A 21,264-nucleotide genomic window follows, 5' to 3' on the forward strand; every position below is an offset into this window, starting at 1 on the left:
CGCTCCCGAAGGAAGAGGCGAACACATGATGCGAGGCACGGCGAAGGTCCTCGGGGCCTGCGCGGCGGCGGCGATGCTGGCGCTCACCACCCCGGGCACGGCGCAGGCGGCCCAGGGGGTCCTGTTCATCGACCGCGCACCCCACCAGGACCCCTCGGGCTGCTACCCGCTGGGCGACTTCGCCCCGTCGGAGGTCGCGAACTTCACCGACGAGGTCGCCTTCGTCTGGTCGGGCCCCTCCTGCGACGGACGCGTGACCCACCCGGTCCTCCCGGGCCAGGTCACCGTCGCCCACGGCCGGAGCATCTTCATCCAATGATCAGGCGGCCTGGAGGGACACCTCGGTCGACTTGATCAGCGCGACGACGGAGGAACCGGCGGCCAGGCCCAGGGCCTCGACGGCGTCGGCGGTGATCGCGGCGGTCAGCCCGCCGCCGTTCACGTCGACCTTGACGGAGGCCATGGCCGGCCCGGCGGCGATGTCGACGACGGTCCCGGCGATCTGGTTCCGGATGGACAGCCCCTCGACGGGCCCGGTCGCCAGGGCCACCTCGGTGGCCTTGACCAGCGCCTTGACGGAGGACCCGGCGGCGAGGCCGAGGTCCTTGACGGCGTCGAGGGTGATGGCGGCGGTGATGTCCTGACCACCCTCCAGGCGGACCTTGACCGTCGCCATCGCCTCACCGGTGGTGACGGCGGTGACGGTTCCGGCGATCTGGTTGCGGATGCTCAGGCTCATGGGCGGTTCGACCCCTTACGTAGACACCTCGCGCGGCCCGGGACGAACCGCACGGAATCGACGCTATGTGCCCTTGTGTTGACTTTCGTTCAGCCCCTCGCATCCGCGAACCAGAACCACCCACACGGCTGGTTCCTGCGGTTATCCCAGGTCAGAGGCTCGGAAAACGAAGCCGACGCTCCCGCGGGCCGGCCCCGCGCACATCCGTGCGGGCCGAACCGGGGTAGATCCATTATCGGGGCCCGCGGCGGGCCTTGTCACCGTTCTCCAGAATGATCTTTACGCCCGAAATGCACTCCTAGGCTTGCGGCAACGAACACAACGGATCGACCCACAGCAGGAGTTGAGAGTGGCGCACGACATCGCCGCACTGGCGGCGGAACTCACGGCCATGGCCAGAGCCGATCACCGTTCCGCCGTCCACGCGAACAGCGAGGACCCCGCCGAGCAGCTGGCCTGGCGTCGGCTGACCGCGCGGCACGGCGATCGGCTCGGCGAGATCATGAACGAGCACGGCTGGCCGACCGCGGAGCTCTTCGGCGAGGAGGCCGCACGTGCGGCCTGGCTGATCGCCCAGCACGCCGACCGGCAGCTCGACGTACAGCGGCGCGCCCTCCGGCTGATGGAGCAGGCGGTGTCGGAAGGCGCCGCCGGTCCGCGCGAGCTGGCCTTCCTCAGCGACCGCACGCTGGTCAACGAAGGCCGTCGCCAGATCTACGGCACTCAGATCGCCGGGGTGAAGGACGGAGCACCGGTGCCGTGGCCCTGCGAGGAGCCCGAGCGTATGGACGCACTGCGCGCGGAAGTCGGCATCGAACCCTTCGACACGTACGTGGCCAGGTTCTCAACGGCCTGACGGCCCGCGTTCGTTGGCCCTGACACCGCCTCGGGGCGGCCTCAGGGTCGGGCGGGGGATGCCCCCGGTGCCGCCGGGCAGCGCACGGCGGCACCGTAGGGGCCATGCAGACGACCACGCTCCGCCGCGCAGCCGCCTCCCTCGGCCTCGCCGCCGCCCTCGCCGGCCTGGCGGTCGCCCCCGCCCTCGCCGCCGAGGCGCCCTCGTACGACTTCACCGACTGCCCGGCCATCCCCGCCGGGGTCGACGCCACGCGGTGGAAGTGCGAGGTGCTCACCGCCACCGGATCGCTGCGCCTGGGCAGCCGGGACGTTCCCGAGCTGGCCCCGATGACCATCACCCACGCCGAGGGCCCGCTGCCCGACGGCACGAACGGCCAGGTCTGGGGCGCCCTGCGCGGCGGCCCGACCACCGTCCCCGGTGGCTTGGTCGGCAGGATCCCGCTCTCCCTCCAGCCCGAGTACGGCGGCCGGTCCGACTTCTACTCGGTCGGCGACAGCATGGGCCTGTTCTCCCTGCGCTACCGCGCCGTGAGCCCCCTGCTGCCCCCGGGCTGCGTCATCGGCGGCGACGGGGCGCCGATCGAGATCCGCCTCAAGCGGGTGGGCAAGTCCGAGTGGATCTCCAAGAACCCGCCGGTCATCAAGTTCGCCGCGACCGACACCGCCTTCACCGCCCCGGCCTCCACCGGCTGCGGACCGCTGACCCGCCTCGTGAACGACCGCCTCGGCCTCCCGGCCGACACCGGCAACACGATCACCCTGTCCGCCCTGTACACCTTCAAGACGTACGACCAACTGCCCCCGCGTTGACGGCTCTCGGCCCCGTCCGCCGAATTCCGTTCCCCCACGACCCGGTCCACCCGTACGTTTCTTTTGCTTCGCAGTACCGGGGAAAGAACCGCGCCCAACCCCACCAGCCTCCCCGTGGAGGCGCCCTCACTCACACGGGTGAACAAGTCCAACTCAGCTGGATTTGGGAGCGGTTGCGGGGCATATGCTCGCCCCGACAACCCCCAAAAATGAGACGGCCCCCGTCGGGACGGCAATCCCGGGCGAGGGCCTGACCAACAAGGAAGTCGCCACTTCCCCATGGCTCTTAGGCACCTTAGCGCGCCCCCTCGCCCGCCGTACGGCGTTCATCACTCGAACGTCCGGCACACGACCCGGTACACCGTCGTCGGCAACCACCTGATCCAGAATCCGAAGATCAGCCTCACCGCCAGGGGCCTGGGCGCGTACATCCAGTCGCTGCCGCCCGGAACGCCCATCGGCATCAAGGAACTGGCCAGGCGGGTCCCCGAGGGGGAGATCCGGATCGCCTCCGCGCTCCGCGAGCTGGAGGCCCACGGCTACCTGAAGCGGGTCCGCGAGCAGCTCCCCGACGGCCGCTTCGTCACCCGAACGATTTCCTACAACCACCCGAAGGCGTCCCTCACCGCCCCGCCTCCGCCTCCGCCGCCCCCGCCCCCGGAACCGGAACCGGAGCCCGCCCCGATGCCCGAGGCCGAGCCCGCGCCCGAACCGGAACCCGAGCCGGAACCGGAGCCCCAGGGGGCCGAACCGGCGCCCGCACCCGCCCCGGAGCCCGAGCCGGAACCGGAGCCTCCCTCGCCCCGGCGTCAGGCGGCCATGACCCTGCTCGCGCGGCTGCGCCGCATCGACCACCGCCTGCTCCTCGGGCAGCGGGACATCGAGCGCCTCGCGGGCGACGTCGAGGTCTGGCTGGAGCGCGGCGCGAGCATGGACGCGATCACCACCGCGCTGACGGCCCGGATCCCCCACCCGCTCACCAACCCGGCCGGACTGATCGCCCACCGCCTCAAGGCGCAGCTCCCCCCGATCCTGGAACCGGAGTCCAGACGGGCCGCCCCCGTACGCCCCCACCCCATGCAGAACTGCACGCGCTGCGACCGCGGCTTCCGCGGCCCGGCCCCCGGCACCTGCGGGGGCTGCTCCGAGGATCCACCGCCACCCGGGGGAGGGAACTTCGCGATATCGGCCGTGTGGGAGGGTGAGCCACCACACATCTGAGGGGGGACGGGATCGTGCGCGCACGTCATGTCGCGGGGGCGGTGACGGTGGCCGCCATGACGGTACTCGGCACCTCAGCCTGCTCCGCCGGCCCGCAGGCCGGCCCGCCGTCGTCCGCACCGCCGTCGGCAGGACAGTCGGCCTCCGCGTCCGCGCGGGACCGGCTGCGCGACGGGCTGCTGACCCAGGCCCAACTGCCGCGGGGCTTCCACCTGCTGACGGCAGAGATCAACTCGACGACGACCGCCGCACCCCACGGCCCCGCCTCCACCGTTCCGATCGCGTCGATGCCGTGTTCCGAACTCGGCGTCCAGTCCTTCATGACGCAGCACGCCCCGCCCCTGGAGGACGTGGCGGTCGGAATGGAACAGGTACCGGAACAGATATCGGAACAGGTACCCGACGACGCCTGGTTCGGGCAGGAGGCGCTCGACCGGTACGCACCCGGCCGGGCGGCCGAGGTCATGGCCGCCATACGCGCCGCCGCCCAGCGCTGCCCCTCCTACGCCAACGCCCTCGACAGCGGTACCACCACGCAGGAGACCGTGTCGGTGACGGCGGCGGGCGTCCCGGCGGACGACAGCCTGGTGCTCCGGATCGCGTCCGCCCTGCCCGACGATCCCGAACCGTACGTCAGCGAGCAGGCGTTCGTCCGCGAGGGGGACGTGATCCTCATGGTGCAGAAGCTGGTCGCGAAGAAGCCGCGGGCAGGTGTGGAGGCCGTCCTCCCGGCCGCCGTGGCCGCCTACCGCGCGGCCACGGCGCACTGACCGGACCCGGTCGGACCCGGTCGGACCGGGGTCAGCCGAACTTCGGCATCTCCCCGGCCGTCGTCGACATGTCGATCACCGCGAACGCCGCGCCCTGCGGGTCCGTGACCGCCGCGAAGCGGCCGAAAGGGCTGTCCATCGGCCCGAAGTGGAGTCTTCCGCCCCGCGCCTGGGTCTTCGCGACGGCCTCGTCGCAGTCCGGGACGCCGAAGTAGACCTGGATGTAGGACGGGATCTCCGGCGGGAAATCGTCGCCCATCTTCATCCGGCCCAGCACCGGGTTCTCCTTGCCGCCCAGGCTGAAGATCTTGAAGTCCATCCCGGCCGCGTCCGGATCGTCGCAGTCCGCACTGCCCGACTCCATCTGCTGGGACTCGTACGGGAAGACCTTCTCCAGGAACCCGTCCGCCTTGCCCGGCTCCCGGCTGAAGACCTCCGCCCAGGCGTACGCACCGGCCTCTCCGAGCTTCTCGAAGCCCTTGTGCTCGCCCGGCTGCCAGACGCCGAAGACCGCGCCGCTCGGCTCCTTGGCGATCGCCATCGTGCCGAAGGTGCCGACCTGCATCGGCTCCATCACCAGCTCGCCGCCCGCGGACTTGATCTTCTCGGCCGTGGCGGCCGCGTCCGGCGAGGCGAAGTACAGACACCACTGCGAGGCGGCCTCACCCCCCGGCATCGGCGGTACGACGGCCGCGACCGCCTTCCCGCCCGAATAGGCCTGCGTGTAGTTGCCGTACTCGCTGCTGGCATCGCCGAAGGTCCAGCCCAGCACGTCGGCGTAGAACTCCTTCGCACCCTCCACGTCGGTGAACATCGCGTCCACCCAGCACGGGGCGCCCTCAGGGAAATCGGACATGGTCGATCGACTCCTGTGTCGTACTTCGTCCACTACGCATCCACTGCCTGTCGGATTCCACGCTAGGCGGGGGGTCTGACAACCGCGCGCCGACCGCGCGCGGGGGCCCGGGGCGGGGGAGGCTGGAGCCATGGACGACATCACCATCCGGCTCGCGCAGCAGCCCGAGGCCGACGCCCTCCTCTCACGCAGCCCGCTCGCCGCGCTCGTCGGGATGCTGCTGGACCAGCAGGTGCCGATGGAGTGGGCGTTCTCGGGGCCGTACACGATCGCCGGGCGGCTCGGCGCCGACGACCTCGACGCGGACGCCATCGCCGCCATGGACCCCGAGGCCTTCGCGGCGCTGCTGTCGCAGAAGCCCGCCGTGCACCGGTACCCGGGGTCCATGGCGAAGCGGATCCAGCAGCTGTGCGCGTACCTGGTGGAGCACTACGACGGGGACGCGGAGGCCGTCTGGCGGGACGTGGCGAGCGGCGACGAGCTGCTGGGGCGGCTGAAGGCGCTGCCGGGGTTCGGGGAGCAGAAGGCGAAGATCTTCCTCGCGCTGCTGGGCAAGCGGCTGGGCGTCCGGCCCAAGGGCTGGCGGGAGGCCGCCGGGGACTACGGACGGGCGAACGTGTACCGCTCCGCGGCGGACATCACGGGGCCGGAGTCGCTGGCGAAGGTCAGGGAGTTCAAGCAGGCGCAGAAGGCCGCCGCCAAGGAAGCCAAGGGGGCCGCCGACTGAACCGCCGGAGGACCGCCGGACGGACCGCCGGAGAGCCGCCGGACGGACCGCCGGAGAGCCGCCGGACGGGCCGGAGCGGGCGCGCGGCCGCGGAGTTGACGAACTTCCGTCGCGGATCGGCCGGGGGACGCGGGGGCGTTCATAGGATCGCGAGATGACCGAAAACCTCACCCGCGCCGCCACCGCCGAGATCATTTCCGACGGCCCCGGCAGCCTCATCACCCTGCTCACCGACACCGACGAGCTCACCTGCAACACCGCGAGCTTCGAGGTCGGCGCGACCGGTGCCCCGGTGCACTTCCACACCAAGGCCACGGAGTTCTTCCACGTCACCGACGGAGCGCTCGACGTCCTCGTCGGCGACGAGGTCCACACCCTGTCCAAGGGCGACTTCATCACCATCGCGCCCGGCGTGAAGCACGCCTTCGCCCCGGCCGCCGGCAAGACGGCCGAGGTCTTCGTCGGTTTCACGCCCGGCATGGGGCGCTTCGACTACTACCGGCTCCTGGGCCGGGTGCGGGCGGGCGAGGCCACCGTGCAGGACATCATCGACAGCCAGCCCACCTACGACAACCACTACGCGGAGAGCGAGGCCTGGGCCGGCCGCACCCGCAGCGCCGAGGCGTAGACCTCGTCGGCGCCGAGCCAGCGCAGCTCCTCCGCGAGCAGCTCGGCGCTGCTGCGGATCTTCAGGGCGACCTTCCGGTCGGGCCACCCCGGCAGCACCAGCTGCGCCAGGACCCCGGCCGGCCGGTCGACCCGTACCTCCCCGGCGGTCGTCGCCAGCCGGACCCGGGTGATGACCGGCCCGTCGGTGGCGACCCGCTCCACGGCCACCCCCAGCCGGTGCTCCAGCCAGCGCGCCAGCAGCTCGGCGCTCGCGTTGTCGGGCTCGCTCTCCACCGCCGCGCCCGTGACCGGGAGCGCCTTCTGGTCGAAGGAGGAGGTCAGCAGCGAGCGCCACGGCGTGAGCCGGGTCCAGGCCAGGTCGGTGTCCCCGGGGGCGTACGAGGCGGCGCGCTCGGTCAGGACGCCGACCGGGTCGGCGGCCGCCTGGGAGTCGGTGATGCGGCGCTGCGCGAGGCGGCCCAGTTCGTCGCGGGCCGGGTCGGCGGGGGCCTCGGCGGGCCACCACGCCACCACGGGCGCGTCCGGCACCAGCAGCGGCAGCACGACCGAGCCGGCCTGCGAGGTGAGGTCGCCGTGCAGGCGCAGCAGCACGATCTCCCCGGACCCGGCGTCGGAGCCGACGCGCAGCTCGGCGTCGAGGCGGGTCCGGTGCCGCCGCTGCGGGCCGCGCGAGGTCCGCTTGATCACCGCGATGATCCGGCAGGGGTGCTCGTGGGAGGCCTCGGAGGCCGCGCGCACGGCGTCGTAGGCGTTCTCCTCGTCGGTGACCACGAGGAGCGTCAGGACCAGCCCCATCGTGGGGCTGCCGACGGCTCGGCGGGCGGCGAGCATCGCCCGGTCGATCTTGCTGGACGTGGTGTCGGTCAGTTCGGTCCGCATGCCCCGAGTCTGTCAGCGCCGGGCGGTCGTCCGGCACCCGGTTCGCTCGATTACGCCTGGACCCGCGACCGGGCCCACGACCGGCCCGGCGAACAGCGCCGGCGAACAGCCCCACGACCGGACCGGTCAGCGACGCCGCTTGGCCGTGCCGAAGAGGGAGCGGGAGATCTCGCGGCCCAGCTGCGTGCCGACCGAGCGGGCCAGCGAGCGGAACAGTCCGCTGCCCACCACCTGTTGGGCCAGCGAGGGCTCCGGCTTCGGGGCGCTGCGGGCCGCCTTCGCCGCCTCCTTGGCCTGCTTCTCGGCCTCCGCCGCCGCGGCGGCCTCCTCGGCCGCGGCCTCGGCGGCCGCCTGTTCGGCGCCGATCTTCTCGTAGGCCGATTCGCGGTCCACCGGCTCCGCGTAGCGGGAGTACAGCAGGGAGGACTTCACCGCCCGGTCCAGGTCCGCCGGGTCGACCGGGCCCATCAGTGACCGCGGGGCGCGCAGCCGGGTCGCGGCGACCGGGGTCGGGGCGCCGTTCTCGCTGAGCACCGTGATGACGGCCTCGCCGGTGCCGAGCCCGGTGAGCAGCTCCTCCAGGTCGTAGGGGGAGCGGGGGAAGGTCTTCACGGTGGCCTTGAGGGCCTTGGCGTCGTCGGGGGTGAAGGCGCGCAGGGCGTGCTGCACCCGGTTGCCGAGCTGCGCCAGGACGTCCGCCGGCACGTCCTTGGGAGTCTGCGTCACGAAGAACACGCCGATGCCCTTGGAGCGGATCAGGCGCACGGTCTGGGTGATGGAGTCCAGGAAGGCCTTGGACGCGCCGTTGAACAGCAGGTGCGCCTCGTCGAAGAAGAAGACCAGCTTGGGCCGCTCCACGTCGCCGACCTCCGGCAGGTCGGCGTAGAGGTCGGCCAGCAGCCACATCAGGAAGGTGGAGAACAGCTGCGGTTTGTCCTGCACCGCCGGGAGTTCCAGTACGGAGACCACTCCGCGGCCGTCGGCGGAGGTGCGCAGGAACTCGCTCGTGTCGAACTCGGGCTCGCCGAAGAACTCGGACGCGCCCTGCTGCTCGAAGGCGGTCAGGGCCCGCAGGATCACTCCGGCGGTCACCGTGGACAGTCCGCCGATGCCCTTGAGTTCGGGTTTTCCCTGGTCGGAGACGAGGAAGGCGACCACGGCCCGGAGGTCCTTGAGGTCGATGAGCTCCAGTCCCTTGCTGTCGGCGTAGTGGAAGATCAGGCCGAGGGACTGTTCCTGCGTCTGGTTGAGCTGGAGGACCTTGGACAGCAGCACCGGGCCGAAGGCCGTCACGGTCGCCCGCAGGGGGATGCCCGCGCCGATCCCGCCCAGCGCGTAGAACTCGGCGGGGCAGCCGGCCGGCTGCCAGTCCTGGGCGACGTCGGCGGCCCGCTCGCGGACCCGGTCGTTCTCGGTGCCGGGCGCGGAGATCCCCGAGACGTCGCCCTTGATGTCGGCGAGGAAGACGGGCACGCCGGCCGCGGAGAGCTGTTCGGCGATCAGCTGCAGGGTCTTGGTCTTGCCGGTGCCGGTGGCCCCGGCCACCAGGCCGTGCCGGTTGAGCATGGACAGCGGGATGCGGATCTGCCGGTCGGGCAGGCAGGTGCCGTCCCAGAGCAGGGCGCCGAGATCGAGCGCGGGCCCGGTGAAGGCGTACCCGGCCGCGATCTGACCGGCTGGGTCGGTGCTCTGACTCATGCATCACTCCCGAAATAGCCCTGTCCGCCACTTTTGCACCAACGGAGCGCGGCTGCGCCCGGAGGCGCGGGCCCGGTAGGCTTTCCGTGTGATCTTCAAGCGCATCGGAAGCGGGCGGCCGTACCCCGACCACGGCAGGGAAACCACCCGGCAGTGGGCGGACGTCGCCCCGCGCCCGGTCCGGCTCGACCAGCTCGTGACGACCAAGGGGCAGCTGGACCTCGAAACGCTGCTCGCCGAGGACTCCACCTTCTACGGCGACCTCTTCGCCCACGTCGTGAAGTGGCAGGGCGACCTGTACCTGGAGGACGGGCTGCACCGCGCCGTGCGCGCGGCGCTCCAGCAGCGTCAGGTGCTGCACGCACGCGTCCTGGAAATGGACTGATTGCGCCTTTCGGGTCAGCCTTACCCGATCAACAGATCATTTAGTAGGCATCGTTCCGGTACGGCACTACGCTGCGCCCATGAGCATGCTCACTCCCCCCGGCATGGGCGGAAAGTACCGCATCACGGGAGCTGCCTACCCCCGCATGAGCCGTCCCCGGCGACGCCGCAAGGTCGTGCTCGCCCTGCTCGGATCGGTCCTCGCGCTGGCCCTGCTCGGTTACGGGGCACTGCAGCTCATCGACGTGTTCCGAGGCGACGGCGGCAAGCGGAACGCGGCGGCCGGCAAGGACTGCCCCACGGCGTCCGCCACTCCCGCCAAGGCGGCCAAGGCCGGCAACACCGGCCCCGGCGCGGCCCCCTCCGCACCCCCTGCGGTCGCACTCCCCCCGCCCGGCCAGATCACGGTCAACATCTACAACGCGACCCCGCGCGCCGGGCTCGCCAAGGCGGTCCGCGACGAGCTGGAGAAACGCGGCTTCGTCATCGGCCAGGTCGGCAACGCCCCTCCCGACTTCGACAAGAAGGTCCCCGGCGCCGGGATACTGCTCGGCTCCCCGCGGACCGACAAGGCGGCGTACTCCGTCCTCGCCGCCCAGCTCACCGGGGTCACCACCCAGACCGACACCCGCGAGGGCACGGACATCGACCTGATCCTGGGCGACGCCTTCAAGGAACTCACCCCGAAGGCGGACGCGGACAAGGCACTGGCCGCCCTGGCCAACCCGGTCCCCGCGACCGCCCGGAAGTGCTGAGGCGGGCGGACCGGACCCACCGGCCGCCCGCCCGCCCCACCCGTCCCGCCCGAATACCGCCGTGTGCGGTCTACTCCGCCGAGCCGTACATGCGGTCGCCCGCGTCGCCCAGGCCCGGCACGATGTAGCCGTGCTCGTTGAGCCGCTCGTCCACGGCGGCCGTCACCACCGTCACCGGCGTGCCCGCGAGCTCGCGCTCCATGACCTCGACGCCCTCGGGCGCGGCCAGCAGGACCACGGCGGTCACGTCGTCGGCGCCGCGCTTGATGAGCTCCTGGATCGCGGCGACCAGCGTGCCGCCGGTGGCCAGCATCGGGTCGACGACGTAGACCTGGCGCCCGGAGAGGTCCTCGGGCATGCGCGTCGCGTACGTGGAGGCCTCCAGGGTCTCCTCGTTGCGGACCATGCCCAGGAAGCCCACCTCGGCGGTCGGCAGCAGCCGCACCATGCCGTCCAGCATGCCGAGACCGGCGCGCAGGATCGGCACGACCAGCGGACGCGGGTGCGACAGCTTGACGCCGGTGGTCGGGCCGACCGGCGTCTCGATGTCCGACTGCTCGGTGCGCACGTCGCGGGTGGCCTCGTACGCGAGGAGCGTCACCAGTTCGTCGGCGAGCCGACGGAAGGTGGGGGAGTCGGTGCGCTTGTCGCGCAGCGTGGTGAGTTTGTGCGCCACCAAGGGGTGATCGACGACCTGCAAACGCACAACATCCTCCAAGACTCAGCCGGGCTTCGACCTGCGATCTGCGACCTGCGACCCTGCTACCTGCAAAAACGGTCGCCTGTTCGCGACCCACTGGCAAAAGGCTACGCGCTGGGAGGACCCCCGCGCGTCCCCGGCGGCGCCCGCGCCCGGTACCGGCGCGCCGGTACGGCCCGACGTGCGCCGCGCCGCGCCGCCCAGCACCCTTGACTGGTGAGCAACCCACCGGTGATCGCGGCCGTCGACGGATCCGACCACAGCCTGCGGGCCCTGGAGTGGGCCCGTACGGCCGCCCTGAGCCGCGGGACCGGCCTGCTGGTGGCCCATGTGCTGCCCGACGTCTCCCAGTTGTACGCGGGCCGCCGCTCCTCCCTGCACGACCCGAACGAGCCGGAACGGTTCGCCGACCCCGTGGGCGACTACGTGCGCGCCGTCCTGGAAGCCGCCCCGGAACTGCCCCGGGAGGTCCGCTACGAGGCCCTGGAGGGCTCCGTGCCGGAAGCCCTGCGGGTGATCGCCGCCGAGGCCGCGCCGACGATGCTGGTGATGGGCTCCCGCGGGCGCGGCGGGTTCGCCACCCTGCTGCTCGGCTCCAACAGCAGGGCCGTCGCCACCACCGCGACCTGCCCCGTCGTGGTCGTCCCGCACGCGGACCGCGACGCGCCCGGCGGCGGGAACGGCGAGGGGAACGGCGGCGGGAACGGCGGCGGGAACGGCGGCGGGAACGGCGCGGCCCGCCCGCACGGCGCCGGGGCCTCCGCCGGCCGCGTGGTGCTCGGGCTGCACGCCGCCGAGACGCCCGAGGACGTACTGCTCTTCGCGTTCGCCGAAGCCGCCGCGCGGGGGACCACCGTCCAGGTGGTCTCCGCCTACGCCGTCCCGCCCGGCCCGACCCTGATCGTCGACAGTCCTTTCCAGGTGATCCCGCCCGAGGCGCTCGCCGACGACGGGGATGCCGTACCCGCCGAACGGGAGATGCTGCGCTCCCAGACGCAGCGCCTCGCCCCGCTGCGCACCCGCTACCCGGACGTGCCCGTCGAGCAGGCGGCGGTGCCCGGGGACGCCGCCGGTCGGCTGGTGGACGCGTCGCGGACGGCGGCCCTGGTCGTGGTGGGCCGCCACCACCCGCGGCGGCGGTCCCTGCTGATGGGATCGGTGGCGAACGCGGTCCTCCAGCACGCGCACGGACCCGTGGCCGTCGTCCCGGCCCTCCATCCCGACGAGGACGCCTGACCTGGGCCGATCTGGCGAGGGGTGGCATCAAACGCGCCGACCGGGGGAAGGTGGGAGCGGGGGGACTGCTTCGCGCCGGCGGAGGAGGACGACCGGACCAGCCGTGGGTGGTGGCCGATGCCCGACACGCAGACGAACGAGACCGACGCGATCGACGGGAGCAGCGCGAGGAGCGGCACCGAGGCGTACGAGGCGCCGGAGACGGCGGCGCAGCGCAGGGCGCGGCGCGCCCAGTTCCTGCGCGACCTGAACGAGGCCCGGGAACTGCGCGACCGGGTCCAGCCCCGGCGCGCCCGTGCGGCCCGGATGCGCCAGCAGATGCGGATGCGCACATTCCGTTGGTGAGCGGCCGGACGGCCGTCACCGCGACCGGCGCCGCGACACGGCCGCCGCGCCGAAGACCTCTCGCAAAGCCGCTGTTTCTGCCACGATGCCGATTGGGCGGGGTGCGGACCGGCGAGCGTCACGGCCGTTGCGGACCCCACCCTCCGGCCGGGGGGACCTCCAACCGGCACGCCTATGACCAGTGGGAGAGTCACGGTGTATTTCGCCGCACTGCTCGCGCGCACCGAAGACGGGTGGGAAGCGAGCGACCTGGAACTCGACGACGTCGAGTCCCTCAGTGATCTGATCGATCTCGCCCGGTCCGCCGCTGTCGACGACGACACGGTGGTCGCCCTCATCGAGCAGGAGGACGCCTGGTTCGGCGTCGTCCGCGTGGACGGGGAGGAGGACCCCCGGTACTACGTGTCGAACGCCGCCGTCGCCGACCGCAGCTCCTACGGCTCGATGCTGACCAAGGAGCTGCTGGGCAACGACGAGGAGGACGACGACCTCGACGAACTGGACCTGGACGGGACCGAGGACGGCGAGGACGAACCGATCGCCGCGTTCACGGACGAGGACGACGACGCGGACGACGGGGTGGGACCGGGCGCCGAGCCGGTCCCGGCCGGTCCGCTCGGCGACCCCCGGCTGCTGGACGACCTCGGCGTCGGCCACAAGGAACTCATGTCCCTCGACGGAGACGCCCTCTCGGAGATCGCCGACGCCCTCGGCGCCACCGAGGTACTGGAGGCCGTCCGCTAGTGATCACCGTGCACGACACCCCGTACGACCCCGATCCCGTCCGGGATCCCTGGCGCGACCCCATGCGCCTGGCGATGGCGGAAGCCGCCCTGGCGGTACCGGCCGGCGACGTGCCGGTCGGTGCCGTCGTGCTCGGCCCGGCCGGGGAGCTCCTCGCCTCCGGCCACAACGAGCGGGAGGCCACGGGCGACCCCACGGCGCACGCCGAGGTACTGGCGCTGCGCCGGGCGGCCGCCCGGCTCGGGGAGTGGCGGCTTCCGGGGTGCACTCTCGTGGTGACGCTGGAGCCGTGCGTGATGTGCGCGGGGGCGCTCGTGCAGGCGCGGGTGGCCCGGGTCGTCTACGGCGCGGGGGACGAGAAGGCGGGCGCGGCGGGGTCGCTGTGGGACCTCGTGCGCGACCGCAGGCTCAACCACCGCCCCGAGGTAATCCGCGGGGTGCTGGAGCAGGAGTGCGCGCGGCAGCTGACGGAGTTCTTCCGCGAGCTGTGAGGGGACGGTGAGGAGGGCCACTCGGGTCCGAGTTGCAAAGCACTCCCCGCCATCGGCTAGGATCTATCTCGGTAGTGTGTCCGAGTGGCCGAAGGAGCTCGCCTCGAAAGCGAGTATGGGGCAACCCATCGGGGGTTCAAATCCCTCCACTACCGCCCTTGACGAGAGCCCCGGTTCGTACGAACCGGGGCTCTCGCGCATGCCCGCCGTGACCGGCCGACCGCTCGGCCGTTGTCACGGCATGAACAAGACCCAGCGCATCCTCGCCGCCATCGCCCTCGCGGGGGCCGCCGCGGGCCTCGCCGCACCCGCCGCCTCCGCCGCGGGCCTCGCCCCCCTCACCCTCCCGGACCTGCCGACGGCGACCCCGGACATGCCGGCGGGCGCCCAGCCGCGTTCCGTCCAGGAGATCGGCTCGAAGCTCAGCCAGGGGGCCAACCAGCTCAACCAGCTGATGGAGCTGCCGAACCAGCTGGCGCCCGTGATCGCACCCGTCCAGCCGATCGCGGACCTCGCCGGCGGCCTCGAATAGCCGCACCCGCAGCCGCACCCGGCGGCACGGCACACGCGAAGAAGGCCCCGACCGGAGCCGGGACCTTCGACGTGGGAACGGGGGAAGTGGCACCGGGGGGACAAGCCACTTCCCCCGGTGAGGACGGAACCTGCCAGCCCGGGCCGCGGTCAGGGGGGGAAGCTCGCGGCTCGGACCCCGCAGTGAGGTCCTGTCCCTCGCCCACCGATTTCCTGCCAGAACCGGTGGGCTCCCCTCAATCGTGCGCCCCGCACCACCCGGCACGCAGCGGCAAAGGGCCCGTTCCACCGGGTCATTGGTCCTTAAAGGACAGGTGAGTGCCACAACTTGACCGGTTAGACTCCACCGACTTTGCAGTACCGGTTGGGGAGGCCGACACCGTTCATGGACACCAAGAAGCTCATCACGGGCGTCCTCACCGTGTTCGTACTCTTCGTGATCATCACCCAGCCGAAGCGGGCGGCCGAAATGGTGGGAATCGGCTTCCAGGGCCTGTCGGACGCGGCCACCGGCATCGGCGAGTTCATCACCGAACTGGTGAGCTGAACCCGTACGCTGAAGCGGTTTCCGGACTTCCCGGCCCCCCACTCCGACGGGTGGGGGGTCTTTTGCATTCCCACGGTTCGAACATAATGCCCCGATATGCCCAACTTGCCCTCAACACGGCGATATACGGTGCTTGCGCACAGTGCACCTGTCTTGTGATGCTATGACCGCTTTTGACGGATAGTTGAACGAAAGGGTGGCGTGACCGTGCCGGCCAGTACTGCGCCTCAGGTGCCACCCCAGCAGGACCCCCAGGTGCCCCACCCGCAGGAGCCCCGCGAGGAGCCGCACGAGGAACCCCCCTCCCCTCCGGCCGCCCCGCGGCCGCAAAGCCGGGGGGCCGACACCCGGGCCCTCACCCAGGTCCTCTTCGGGCAGCTGAAGGGCCTCCAGCCGGGCACCAGGGAGCACGAGCGGGTGCGCGGGGCCCTGATCGAGGCGAACCTCCCGCTCGTCCGTTACGCGGCCGCCCGCTTCCGCAGCCGCAACGAGCCGATGGAGGACGTGGTCCAGGTCGGCACGATCGGCCTGATCAACGCGATCGACCGGTTCGACCCGGAGCGCGGGGTCCAGTTCCCCACCTTCGCCATGCCCACGGTGGTCGGCGAGATCAAACGCTACTTCCGGGACAACGTCCGCACCGTCCACGTCCCGCGCCGCCTCCACGAGCTGTGGGTGCAGGTCAACGCCGCCACCGAGGACCTCACCACCCTCCACGGCCGGACCCCGACCACCCCGGAGATCGCCGAGCGGCTGCGGATCAGCGAGGACGAGGTGCTGTCCTGCATCGAGGCCGGCCGCAGCTACCACGCGACCTCGCTCGAAGCCGCCCAGGAGGGCGACGGGATGCCCGGCCTGCTCGACCGGCTCGGCTACGAGGACCCGGAGCTGGCCGGGGTCGAACACCGAGACCTCGTACGCCACCTGCTCGTACAACTGCCCGAGCGCGAGCAGCGGATCCTGCTCCTGCGGTACTACAACAACCTCACGCAGTCGCAGATCAGTGCCGAGCTGGGGGTCTCCCAGATGCACGTGTCGCGGCTGCTCGCGAGGAGCTTCGCCCGTCTGAGATCCGCAAACAGGATCGAGGCTTAACCGGATCGGGTGGAGGTGTTCCAGCGTTTCCCTACAGAACCGGCTCATTCCGCTCGGTCGGTGGTCTGTCGCTGGAGATACTTGTCGACATGACGCTACAGCGTGTTGCCGACATGTGACATTCTGCTGGAACCGCGTTTGCCGCAGCCCCGCCTCCGGTATTCAGGTGGAGGCTGCGTTCCTCCGACGGGCGCGCAGAGAAGCGCGACCGTCCGCGACCTCAAGGGGGTGGCATGTCCGTAGACCAGGGCAGCTCCAAGGTGCTCACGCTCGTCAAGCGTGAGGTGCCGGCAGCACCCGCGGCGCACGACCGCTCGGAAGCCATCGACACCCGGACACTCTCCCGCTCCCTCTTCCAGCGCCTGGCCGCACTGGACGCGGACAGCCCCGAACGGGCGTACGTACGCGACACCCTGATCGAGCTGAACCTGCCGCTGGTGCGCTACGCGGCGGCGCGGTTCCGCAGCCGCAACGAGCCGATGGAGGACATCGTCCAGGTCGGCACCATCGGCCTGATCAAGGCGATCGACCGGTTCGACTGCGAACGCGGCGTGGAGTTCCCGACGTTCGCGATGCCGACCGTCGTGGGCGAGATCAAACGATTCTTTCGAGACACTTCCTGGTCCGTCCGCGTCCCGCGCCGGCTCCAGGAGCTGCGCCTGGCGCTGACCAAGGCCAGCGACGAGCTCGCCCAGAAGCTGGACCGGTCCCCGACCGTGCCGGAACTGGCGGCCGTGCTCGGCGTCTCCGAGGAGGAGGTCGTCGACGGTCTGGCCGTCGGCAACGCCTACACCGCCTCCTCGCTCGACTCGCCCTCCCCGGAGGACGAGGGCGGCGAGGGCTCGCTCGCGGACCGGCTCGGGTACGAGGACACCGCGCTCGAAGGGGTCGAGTACCGGGAGTCCCTCAAGCCGCTGCTCGCCAAACTCCCGCCCAGGGAGCGGCAGATCATCATGCTCCGCTTCTTCGCGAACATGACCCAGTCGCAGATCGGCGAGGAGGTCGGCATCTCCCAGATGCACGTCTCCCGGCTGCTGACGCGGACGCTCGCGCAGCTGCGCGTGGGCCTGATCGGGGAGTGACACCGGGCCCGCCCGGGCGTTGAGCGCAGGCCGCGGGGTTCCCATTTGACATGCCGTCAGGAACACTGGCGCGATGCGAACGGGATCCCGCACGGCCCTCGCCCTCACCCTGTGCGCCGCGGCCGCCGCCACCCTCGCGGGCTGCGGCGGTCCGCCGCACGAGGGCTACGTGGCCCTGGGCGCGGCCGCCCCCGGCCCGGAGCGGGGCGCGGGGGAGAACGTGGCACCACGGGGCGGGGTCGAGTTCCAGGCCCTGCCGCCCGGCGCCGCGTCCTCCGGTACGTCGCCCGGCCCGTCGGGGGACCGGCCCGGCGGGAGCTCCGCCCCGGGGGGAGCGACGGCCACGCCCCCCGGCGGCTCCGCCGACGCCCCCGGCACCCCGCCCGGCGCGGGCACCCCGACCACCCCGGACCCCTCCGGGGGCGCGGGCTCAGCGGGCGGCACGGGCGGCGCGGGTTCAGGCGGCGCGGGTTCCGCAGGCGGCACGGGCGGCTCCGGCGCGGGCTCGGGCGCGGGCTCGGGTGGCACCTCCGGCGGCAGTCCGACCCCACCCGGCACTCCGGGCACGCCGACCCCACCCGTCCCTCCCGGCACGAAGCCCGGCACCCCGACGCCACCGCCGCCGGCCACCCCGGCCCGCCTCACGCTGAGCGCCCCGGCCCGCGCGGCCGCGTCCGAGCGCTGGTGCGAGCGCGTCACGGTGACCTTCACCAACACCGGCTCCACCGCCGCCCGTTCGGGAACGGTCAGCTTCGCGACGCACGTCATCGGCGCGCTCGGCATCGACTGGGCCACGGTCACCACCAGCCAGCCGCTGCCCACCCCCATCGCGGGCGGCACGTCGAAGACGCAGACCTACACGGTCTGCGTGGAGTCCTGGCGGGTCCCCCTGGGCATGCACGTGGACACCCGGAACGTCACCGCCGTCTACGGCTAGCCGAAGGCCTGCCACAGGGCCACGCCGACCACGACCAGCAGGACGAGGCCGACGGCCAGCCACAGGCCCGTCTTGGAGCCGGACTCCTTGGGACGCCGGCGCGCGCCCGGCACGGACGGGGTTCGGGCCGGTTCGGCCTCCTCCACGAACGCGCGGAACATCTGGGTGCTGCCCGCGGGGTCGTAGGCACCCTCGGGGTCAGGTGAGTTGTGGTTCGCAGCCATGGCTCAGGACCCTAACGGGTTTTCCGATTCCTTTACCGCCGGACCCCTCAGTTTCATTTGCCTGTAGCAACCATTCGGTTCTATGGTTGCCTGAAGCAACGAGATGGGGGGCGGTCCCGTGACCACGCCGACGGCGCAGAGCACCACCCGGTACGAGGAGCTGGCCCGCCAGCTCACCGGCATCGGAGCGGTCCGCCGCGACCTGGCCCGGATCCTGCCCCCCGACTGCCCGCCCGGTGCCGCGGGCGTCCTCACCGTGCTCGACCGGCACGGCGAGATGCGGCTCAGCCGGCTCACCGAGTTCATGGCCGTCGACATCTCCGTGTCGAGCCGCCACGTCGCCCACCTGGCGGCCCGCGGCTGGATCGAACGGGAGACCGACCCGGGCGACGGCCGCTGCCGGATCCTGCGCCTCACCGACGCGGGCCGCGCCGTGCTCGGCGAGCTCGGCGTCCGCTACACGGACGCGCTGGAGAAGGCGCTCGCCGACTGGTCGCCCGAAGACATCGACGCACTCAACACCCTGCTGGCCCGACTCCGATCGAGCTTCTAGACAGAAGGAACCACATGGCTACGACCACACCCCCCGGTGTGCGGGGAGGCGGCCAGTCGGAAACCACGTCCGACGGCGCACCCATGACCCACGCCCAGATCATGAAGGCGCTGTCCGGGCTCATGCTCGGCATGTTCGTCGCGATCCTGTCCTCCACGATCGTCTCCAACGCCCTGCCCAAGATCATCAGCGATCTCGGCGGCACCCAGTCCTCCTACACCTGGGTCGTCACCGCCGCCCTGCTGTCGATGACGGCCGCGACCCCCCTGTGGGGCAAGCTCTCCGACCTCTTCAGCAAGAAGCTGCTGGTCCAGATATCCCTGGTCATCTACGTCCTCGGCTCCGTCGTCGCGGGCCTGTCGCAGAACACCGGCATGCTCATCGCCTGCCGCGTGGTCCAGGGCATCGGCGTCGGCGGCCTCTCCGCCCTCGCCCAGATCGTGATGGCCGCGATGATCTCCCCGCGCGAGCGCGGCCGCTACAGCGGCTACCTCGGCGCGGTCTTCGCCGTCGGCACCGTCGGCGGCCCGCTCCTCGGCGGCGTCATCACCGACACCTCCTGGCTCGGCTGGCGATGGTGCTTCTACGTCGGCGTGCCCTTCGCGGTCATCGCCCTGATCGTGCTCCAGCGGACCCTGCACCTCCCGGTGGTCCGCCGCGAGGTCAAGGTGGACTGGCTGGGCGCCACCCTCATCAGCGGCGCCGTGTCCCTGCTGCTGATCTGGGTCACCCAGGCCGGCACCTCGTACGACTGGATCTCCTGGCAGACCTGGGCGATGACCGGCGGCGCCGTGGTCCTGGGCCTGCTCTTCGTCCTCGTCGAGTCCCGCGCGAGCGACCCGATCATCCCGCTGCGCCTCTTCCGCAACAAGACCATCAGCCTGGCCGCGGCCGCCTCGCTCTTCGTCGGCATCGCGATGTTCTCCGGCACGGTCTTCTTCAGCCAGTACTTCCAGCTGGCCCGGGGCGAGTCCCCCACCATGTCGGGCATCCTGACCATCCCGATGATCGGCGGCCTCTTCGTCTCCTCGACCGTCTCCGGCCAGATCATCACCAAGACCGGCAAGTGGAAGGCCTGGCTGGTCTCCGGCGGCGTGCTGCTGACCGCCGGACTCGGCCTGCTGGGCACCCTGCGCTACGACACCGCCTACTGGCACATCGCGATCTTCATGGCGCTGACCGGTCTCGGCCTCGGCATGATGATGCAGAACCTGGTCCTCGCCACCCAGAACCAGGTGGCCCCCGAGGACCTCGGCTCCGCCAGCTCCGTCGTCACCTTCTTCCGCTCGCTCGGCGGTGCCGTGGGCGTCTCGGCGCTCGGCGCGGTCATGGCCAACCGGGTCACCCACTACGTCAAGGACGGCCTGGCCGAGCTCGGGCCGAAGGCCGCCGCAATGGGCCACGGCGGCACCGGCGGGGGCGGGATCCCCGACCTCGACAAGCTGCCCGCGCCGTTCCGCACGGTCGTCGAGTCCGCGTACGGGCACGGCGTCGGCGACGTCTTCCTCTACGCCGCCCCGTTCGCCCTGCTCGCCCTGGTGCTGGTGGTCTTCATCAAGGAGGTCGCCCTGAAGTCGAGGCCGGCCGCCCACACCCCGGCCGCCGAGGGCTCCACGGCCGTCCCGGCCCAGTCCCAGGCCGGGGCCGGTACGGCAGCGGCGGAGGCCGCGGCCCGGCAGTAACCGCGAGAAGGAGGCGCGGACGGGGCATGACCGCCCCGTCCGCGCCTCCTTTCCCTTACCCCCTCACCGGGGGCGCAGGCCCGGGGCCCGGCCCCCGGCCTTGGCCTCGATCCCCGCGATCAGGACGTCGAGGGCCAGGCCGAAGTCCGCGTCCGGCGCCCGCCGGACCGTACCCCCGCAGCCGCTCAGCCCACAGCCGTTGAGGAACTGGGACACCGCCAGGTGGGCCCCCGTCCGGCCGGGGTCCACCAGGCCGGTGGCGTCCAGCAGCCGCTGGAGCGCGGCGTCGAAGGCCCGCGCGTGCGGGCCGATGTTCGGGTAGGCCACGCTCAGCGGTGCCACCCACGGATGCTCCGCCAGCAGTCGCCGGTACCCGCAGGCCAGGGCCCGCAGCCGGCCCGGCCAGGCCTCCCGCGGGGGTGGCCCGGCCGGGAGCCGCTGCTGGCCCAGCGCGCTGTCCAGGGCCAGTTCGAGCAGGTCGTGCTTGGTGTCCACGTACCAGTACAGGGACATCGCGGTGACCCCGAGTTCGGCGGCCAGGCGCCGCATGGAGAACCGGCCCAGGCCCTCCGCGTCGAGCAGGCGCACGGTGGCGGCCGTGATCCTGTCCCGGTCCAGTCCCGATGGTGCCTCGCTGCGGCGTCTGGCGGGTGCGGCGGGCCTGACGGCCAGCCACACACTGGTCCTGGTCCCGCCCGGATCGGCCTCGGTCGCCATGGAGGCACCCTCCTCGCCACAAGGGGATCAGCCCGGAATGCCCGGTCCGCCCT

General features: G+C 72.0%; 26 protein-coding genes, 1 tRNA gene and 1 pseudogene. 21 read left to right on the top strand and 7 right to left on the bottom strand.

The window, feature by feature from the left end:
• The first annotated feature begins 25 nt into the window (after window positions 1-25).
• Window positions 26-319, top strand: a complete 294-nt coding sequence (locus SLAV_RS18350; RefSeq protein WP_051840249.1) for a hypothetical protein — start codon at window positions 26-28, stop codon at window positions 317-319.
• On the opposite strand, the gene SLAV_RS18355 is transcribed toward SLAV_RS18350, so the two are convergent.
• Window positions 320-739 (bottom strand): TOBE domain-containing protein, encoded by a 420-nt coding sequence (locus tag SLAV_RS18355; RefSeq protein WP_030225520.1) that lies wholly within the window; start codon window positions 737-739, stop codon window positions 320-322.
• Window positions 740-1,088: 349 nt separating this feature from the next.
• On the opposite strand from SLAV_RS18355, the gene SLAV_RS18360 reads away from it, so the two are divergent.
• The 4 genes from SLAV_RS18360 to SLAV_RS18375 all read left to right on the top strand — a co-directional run bounded on the left by SLAV_RS18360 (window position 1,089) and on the right by SLAV_RS18375 (window position 4,398).
• Window positions 1,089-1,595 (top strand): DUF6624 domain-containing protein, encoded by a 507-nt coding sequence (locus SLAV_RS18360; RefSeq protein WP_030225517.1) that lies wholly within the window; start codon window positions 1,089-1,091, stop codon window positions 1,593-1,595.
• Window positions 1,596-1,699: 104 nt separating this feature from the next.
• On the top strand, window positions 1,700-2,407 hold the full coding sequence (locus SLAV_RS18365; RefSeq protein ID WP_030225516.1) for a hypothetical protein: 708 nt from the start codon (window positions 1,700-1,702) through the stop codon (window positions 2,405-2,407).
• Window positions 2,408-2,686: 279 nt separating this feature from the next.
• Window positions 2,687-3,628 carry a hypothetical protein gene (locus SLAV_RS41040; protein ID WP_030225515.1) on the top strand — a complete coding sequence of 314 codons (942 nt, stop codon included), beginning with the start codon at window positions 2,687-2,689 and terminating at the stop codon, window positions 3,626-3,628.
• Between the two features lie 14 nt (window positions 3,629-3,642).
• Window positions 3,643-4,398 carry a hypothetical protein gene (locus tag SLAV_RS18375; protein ID WP_158740450.1) on the top strand — a complete coding sequence of 252 codons (756 nt, stop codon included), beginning with the start codon at window positions 3,643-3,645 and terminating at the stop codon, window positions 4,396-4,398.
• 31 nt (window positions 4,399-4,429) lie between these two features.
• Here the strand turns inward: SLAV_RS18375 and SLAV_RS18380 are convergent, their stop codons facing one another.
• Window positions 4,430-5,254: a VOC family protein gene (locus tag SLAV_RS18380; protein ID WP_030225512.1), complete on the bottom strand. Its 825-nt coding sequence runs from the start codon at window positions 5,252-5,254 to the stop codon at window positions 4,430-4,432.
• Window positions 5,255-5,384: 130 nt separating this feature from the next.
• Here SLAV_RS18380 and SLAV_RS18385 point away from each other — a divergent pair, with 130 nt between their 5' ends.
• Window positions 5,385-5,981 (top strand): HhH-GPD-type base excision DNA repair protein, encoded by a 597-nt coding sequence (locus SLAV_RS18385; RefSeq protein WP_030225509.1) that lies wholly within the window; start codon window positions 5,385-5,387, stop codon window positions 5,979-5,981.
• 154 nt (window positions 5,982-6,135) lie between these two features.
• Window positions 6,136-6,609: a cupin domain-containing protein gene (locus SLAV_RS18390; protein WP_030225507.1), complete on the top strand. Its 474-nt coding sequence runs from the start codon at window positions 6,136-6,138 to the stop codon at window positions 6,607-6,609.
• Here SLAV_RS18390 and opcA read toward each other — a convergent pair.
• Together opcA and SLAV_RS18400 are read right to left on the bottom strand one after the other, a co-directional pair.
• On the bottom strand, window positions 6,558-7,490 hold the full coding sequence (gene opcA, locus SLAV_RS18395; protein WP_030225505.1) for a glucose-6-phosphate dehydrogenase assembly protein OpcA: 933 nt from the start codon (window positions 7,488-7,490) through the stop codon (window positions 6,558-6,560). The two genes, SLAV_RS18390 and opcA, sit on opposite strands and share 52 nt — an antisense overlap.
• A gap of 126 nt (window positions 7,491-7,616) precedes the next feature.
• The gene (locus SLAV_RS18400) at window positions 7,617-9,188 is read right to left on the bottom strand and encodes a helicase HerA-like domain-containing protein (RefSeq protein WP_030225502.1); all 1,572 of its coding nucleotides are present in this window, start codon (window positions 9,186-9,188) and stop codon (window positions 7,617-7,619) included.
• Between the two features lie 88 nt (window positions 9,189-9,276).
• Here SLAV_RS18400 and SLAV_RS18405 point away from each other — a divergent pair, with 88 nt between their 5' ends.
• Both SLAV_RS18405 and SLAV_RS18410 read left to right on the top strand, forming a co-directional pair.
• On the top strand, window positions 9,277-9,573 hold the full coding sequence (locus SLAV_RS18405; protein ID WP_008740979.1) for a type II toxin-antitoxin system VapB family antitoxin: 297 nt from the start codon (window positions 9,277-9,279) through the stop codon (window positions 9,571-9,573).
• A 79-nt stretch (window positions 9,574-9,652) separates the two neighbouring features.
• Entirely contained in the window at window positions 9,653-10,327 is a 675-nt protein-coding gene (locus SLAV_RS18410; RefSeq protein WP_100660911.1) for a LytR C-terminal domain-containing protein, read from the top strand.
• A gap of 70 nt (window positions 10,328-10,397) precedes the next feature.
• Here SLAV_RS18410 and upp read toward each other — a convergent pair whose 3' ends face one another.
• Complete coding sequence (upp, locus tag SLAV_RS18415) at window positions 10,398-11,033, bottom strand: uracil phosphoribosyltransferase (RefSeq protein WP_030225496.1); 636 nt, start codon at window positions 11,031-11,033, stop codon at window positions 10,398-10,400.
• Between the two features lie 210 nt (window positions 11,034-11,243).
• Between upp and SLAV_RS18420 the strand changes: the two genes are divergently transcribed.
• From SLAV_RS18420 to SLAV_RS18465, 10 genes are all read left to right on the top strand, one after another.
• Window positions 11,244-12,263, top strand: a complete 1,020-nt coding sequence (locus tag SLAV_RS18420; RefSeq protein WP_037686175.1) for a universal stress protein — start codon at window positions 11,244-11,246, stop codon at window positions 12,261-12,263.
• Window positions 12,264-12,380: 117 nt separating this feature from the next.
• Window positions 12,381-12,608 (top strand): hypothetical protein, encoded by a 228-nt coding sequence (locus tag SLAV_RS18425; RefSeq protein WP_030225491.1) that lies wholly within the window; start codon window positions 12,381-12,383, stop codon window positions 12,606-12,608.
• Window positions 12,609-12,803: 195 nt separating this feature from the next.
• Window positions 12,804-13,352, top strand: a complete 549-nt coding sequence (locus SLAV_RS18430) for a tRNA adenosine deaminase-associated protein (RefSeq protein WP_030225490.1) — start codon at window positions 12,804-12,806, stop codon at window positions 13,350-13,352.
• A 62-nt stretch (window positions 13,353-13,414) separates the two neighbouring features.
• The gene (tadA, locus tag SLAV_RS18435; protein WP_051840298.1) at window positions 13,415-13,843 is read left to right on the top strand and encodes a tRNA adenosine(34) deaminase TadA; all 429 of its coding nucleotides are present in this window, start codon (window positions 13,415-13,417) and stop codon (window positions 13,841-13,843) included.
• A 70-nt stretch (window positions 13,844-13,913) separates the two neighbouring features.
• Window positions 13,914-13,998: transfer RNA gene (locus tag SLAV_RS18440), tRNA-Ser, on the top strand.
• A gap of 86 nt (window positions 13,999-14,084) precedes the next feature.
• A complete protein-coding gene (locus tag SLAV_RS18445; protein WP_030225484.1) occupies window positions 14,085-14,375 on the top strand; it encodes a hypothetical protein in 291 nt (96 codons plus the stop codon).
• A 384-nt stretch (window positions 14,376-14,759) separates the two neighbouring features.
• A complete protein-coding gene (locus SLAV_RS18450) occupies window positions 14,760-14,921 on the top strand; it encodes a hypothetical protein (RefSeq protein ID WP_167456797.1) in 162 nt (53 codons plus the stop codon).
• Window positions 14,922-15,128: 207 nt separating this feature from the next.
• On the top strand, window positions 15,129-16,016 hold the full coding sequence (locus tag SLAV_RS18455; RefSeq protein WP_030225483.1) for an RNA polymerase sigma factor SigF: 888 nt from the start codon (window positions 15,129-15,131) through the stop codon (window positions 16,014-16,016).
• Between the two features lie 233 nt (window positions 16,017-16,249).
• A complete protein-coding gene (locus SLAV_RS18460; RefSeq protein ID WP_030225481.1) occupies window positions 16,250-17,098 on the top strand; it encodes an RNA polymerase sigma factor SigF in 849 nt (282 codons plus the stop codon).
• A 73-nt stretch (window positions 17,099-17,171) separates the two neighbouring features.
• A complete protein-coding gene (locus SLAV_RS18465) occupies window positions 17,172-18,035 on the top strand; it encodes a hypothetical protein (protein ID WP_030225478.1) in 864 nt (287 codons plus the stop codon).
• Here the strand turns inward: SLAV_RS18465 and SLAV_RS18470 are convergent.
• On the bottom strand, window positions 18,032-18,259 hold the full coding sequence (locus SLAV_RS18470) for a hypothetical protein (protein WP_030225475.1): 228 nt from the start codon (window positions 18,257-18,259) through the stop codon (window positions 18,032-18,034). The genes SLAV_RS18465 and SLAV_RS18470 overlap by 4 nt on opposite strands.
• A gap of 103 nt (window positions 18,260-18,362) precedes the next feature.
• Between SLAV_RS18470 and SLAV_RS18475 the strand changes: the two genes are divergently transcribed.
• On the top strand, window positions 18,363-18,812 hold the full coding sequence (locus SLAV_RS18475; RefSeq protein WP_051840247.1) for a MarR family winged helix-turn-helix transcriptional regulator: 450 nt from the start codon (window positions 18,363-18,365) through the stop codon (window positions 18,810-18,812).
• 83 nt (window positions 18,813-18,895) lie between these two features.
• Window positions 18,896-20,482: pseudogene (locus SLAV_RS18480) on the top strand (MDR family MFS transporter); the annotation flags it as partial.
• Window positions 20,483-20,557: 75 nt separating this feature from the next.
• Here SLAV_RS18480 and SLAV_RS18485 read toward each other — a convergent pair.
• The gene (locus SLAV_RS18485; protein ID WP_030225468.1) at window positions 20,558-21,211 is read right to left on the bottom strand and encodes a TetR/AcrR family transcriptional regulator; all 654 of its coding nucleotides are present in this window, start codon (window positions 21,209-21,211) and stop codon (window positions 20,558-20,560) included.
• Window positions 21,212-21,264 lie beyond the last annotated feature (53 nt).

It is taken from the genome of Streptomyces lavendulae subsp. lavendulae (assembly GCF_002803845.1).
GTDB lineage: Bacteria > Actinomycetota > Actinomycetes > Streptomycetales > Streptomycetaceae > Streptomyces > Streptomyces lavendulae.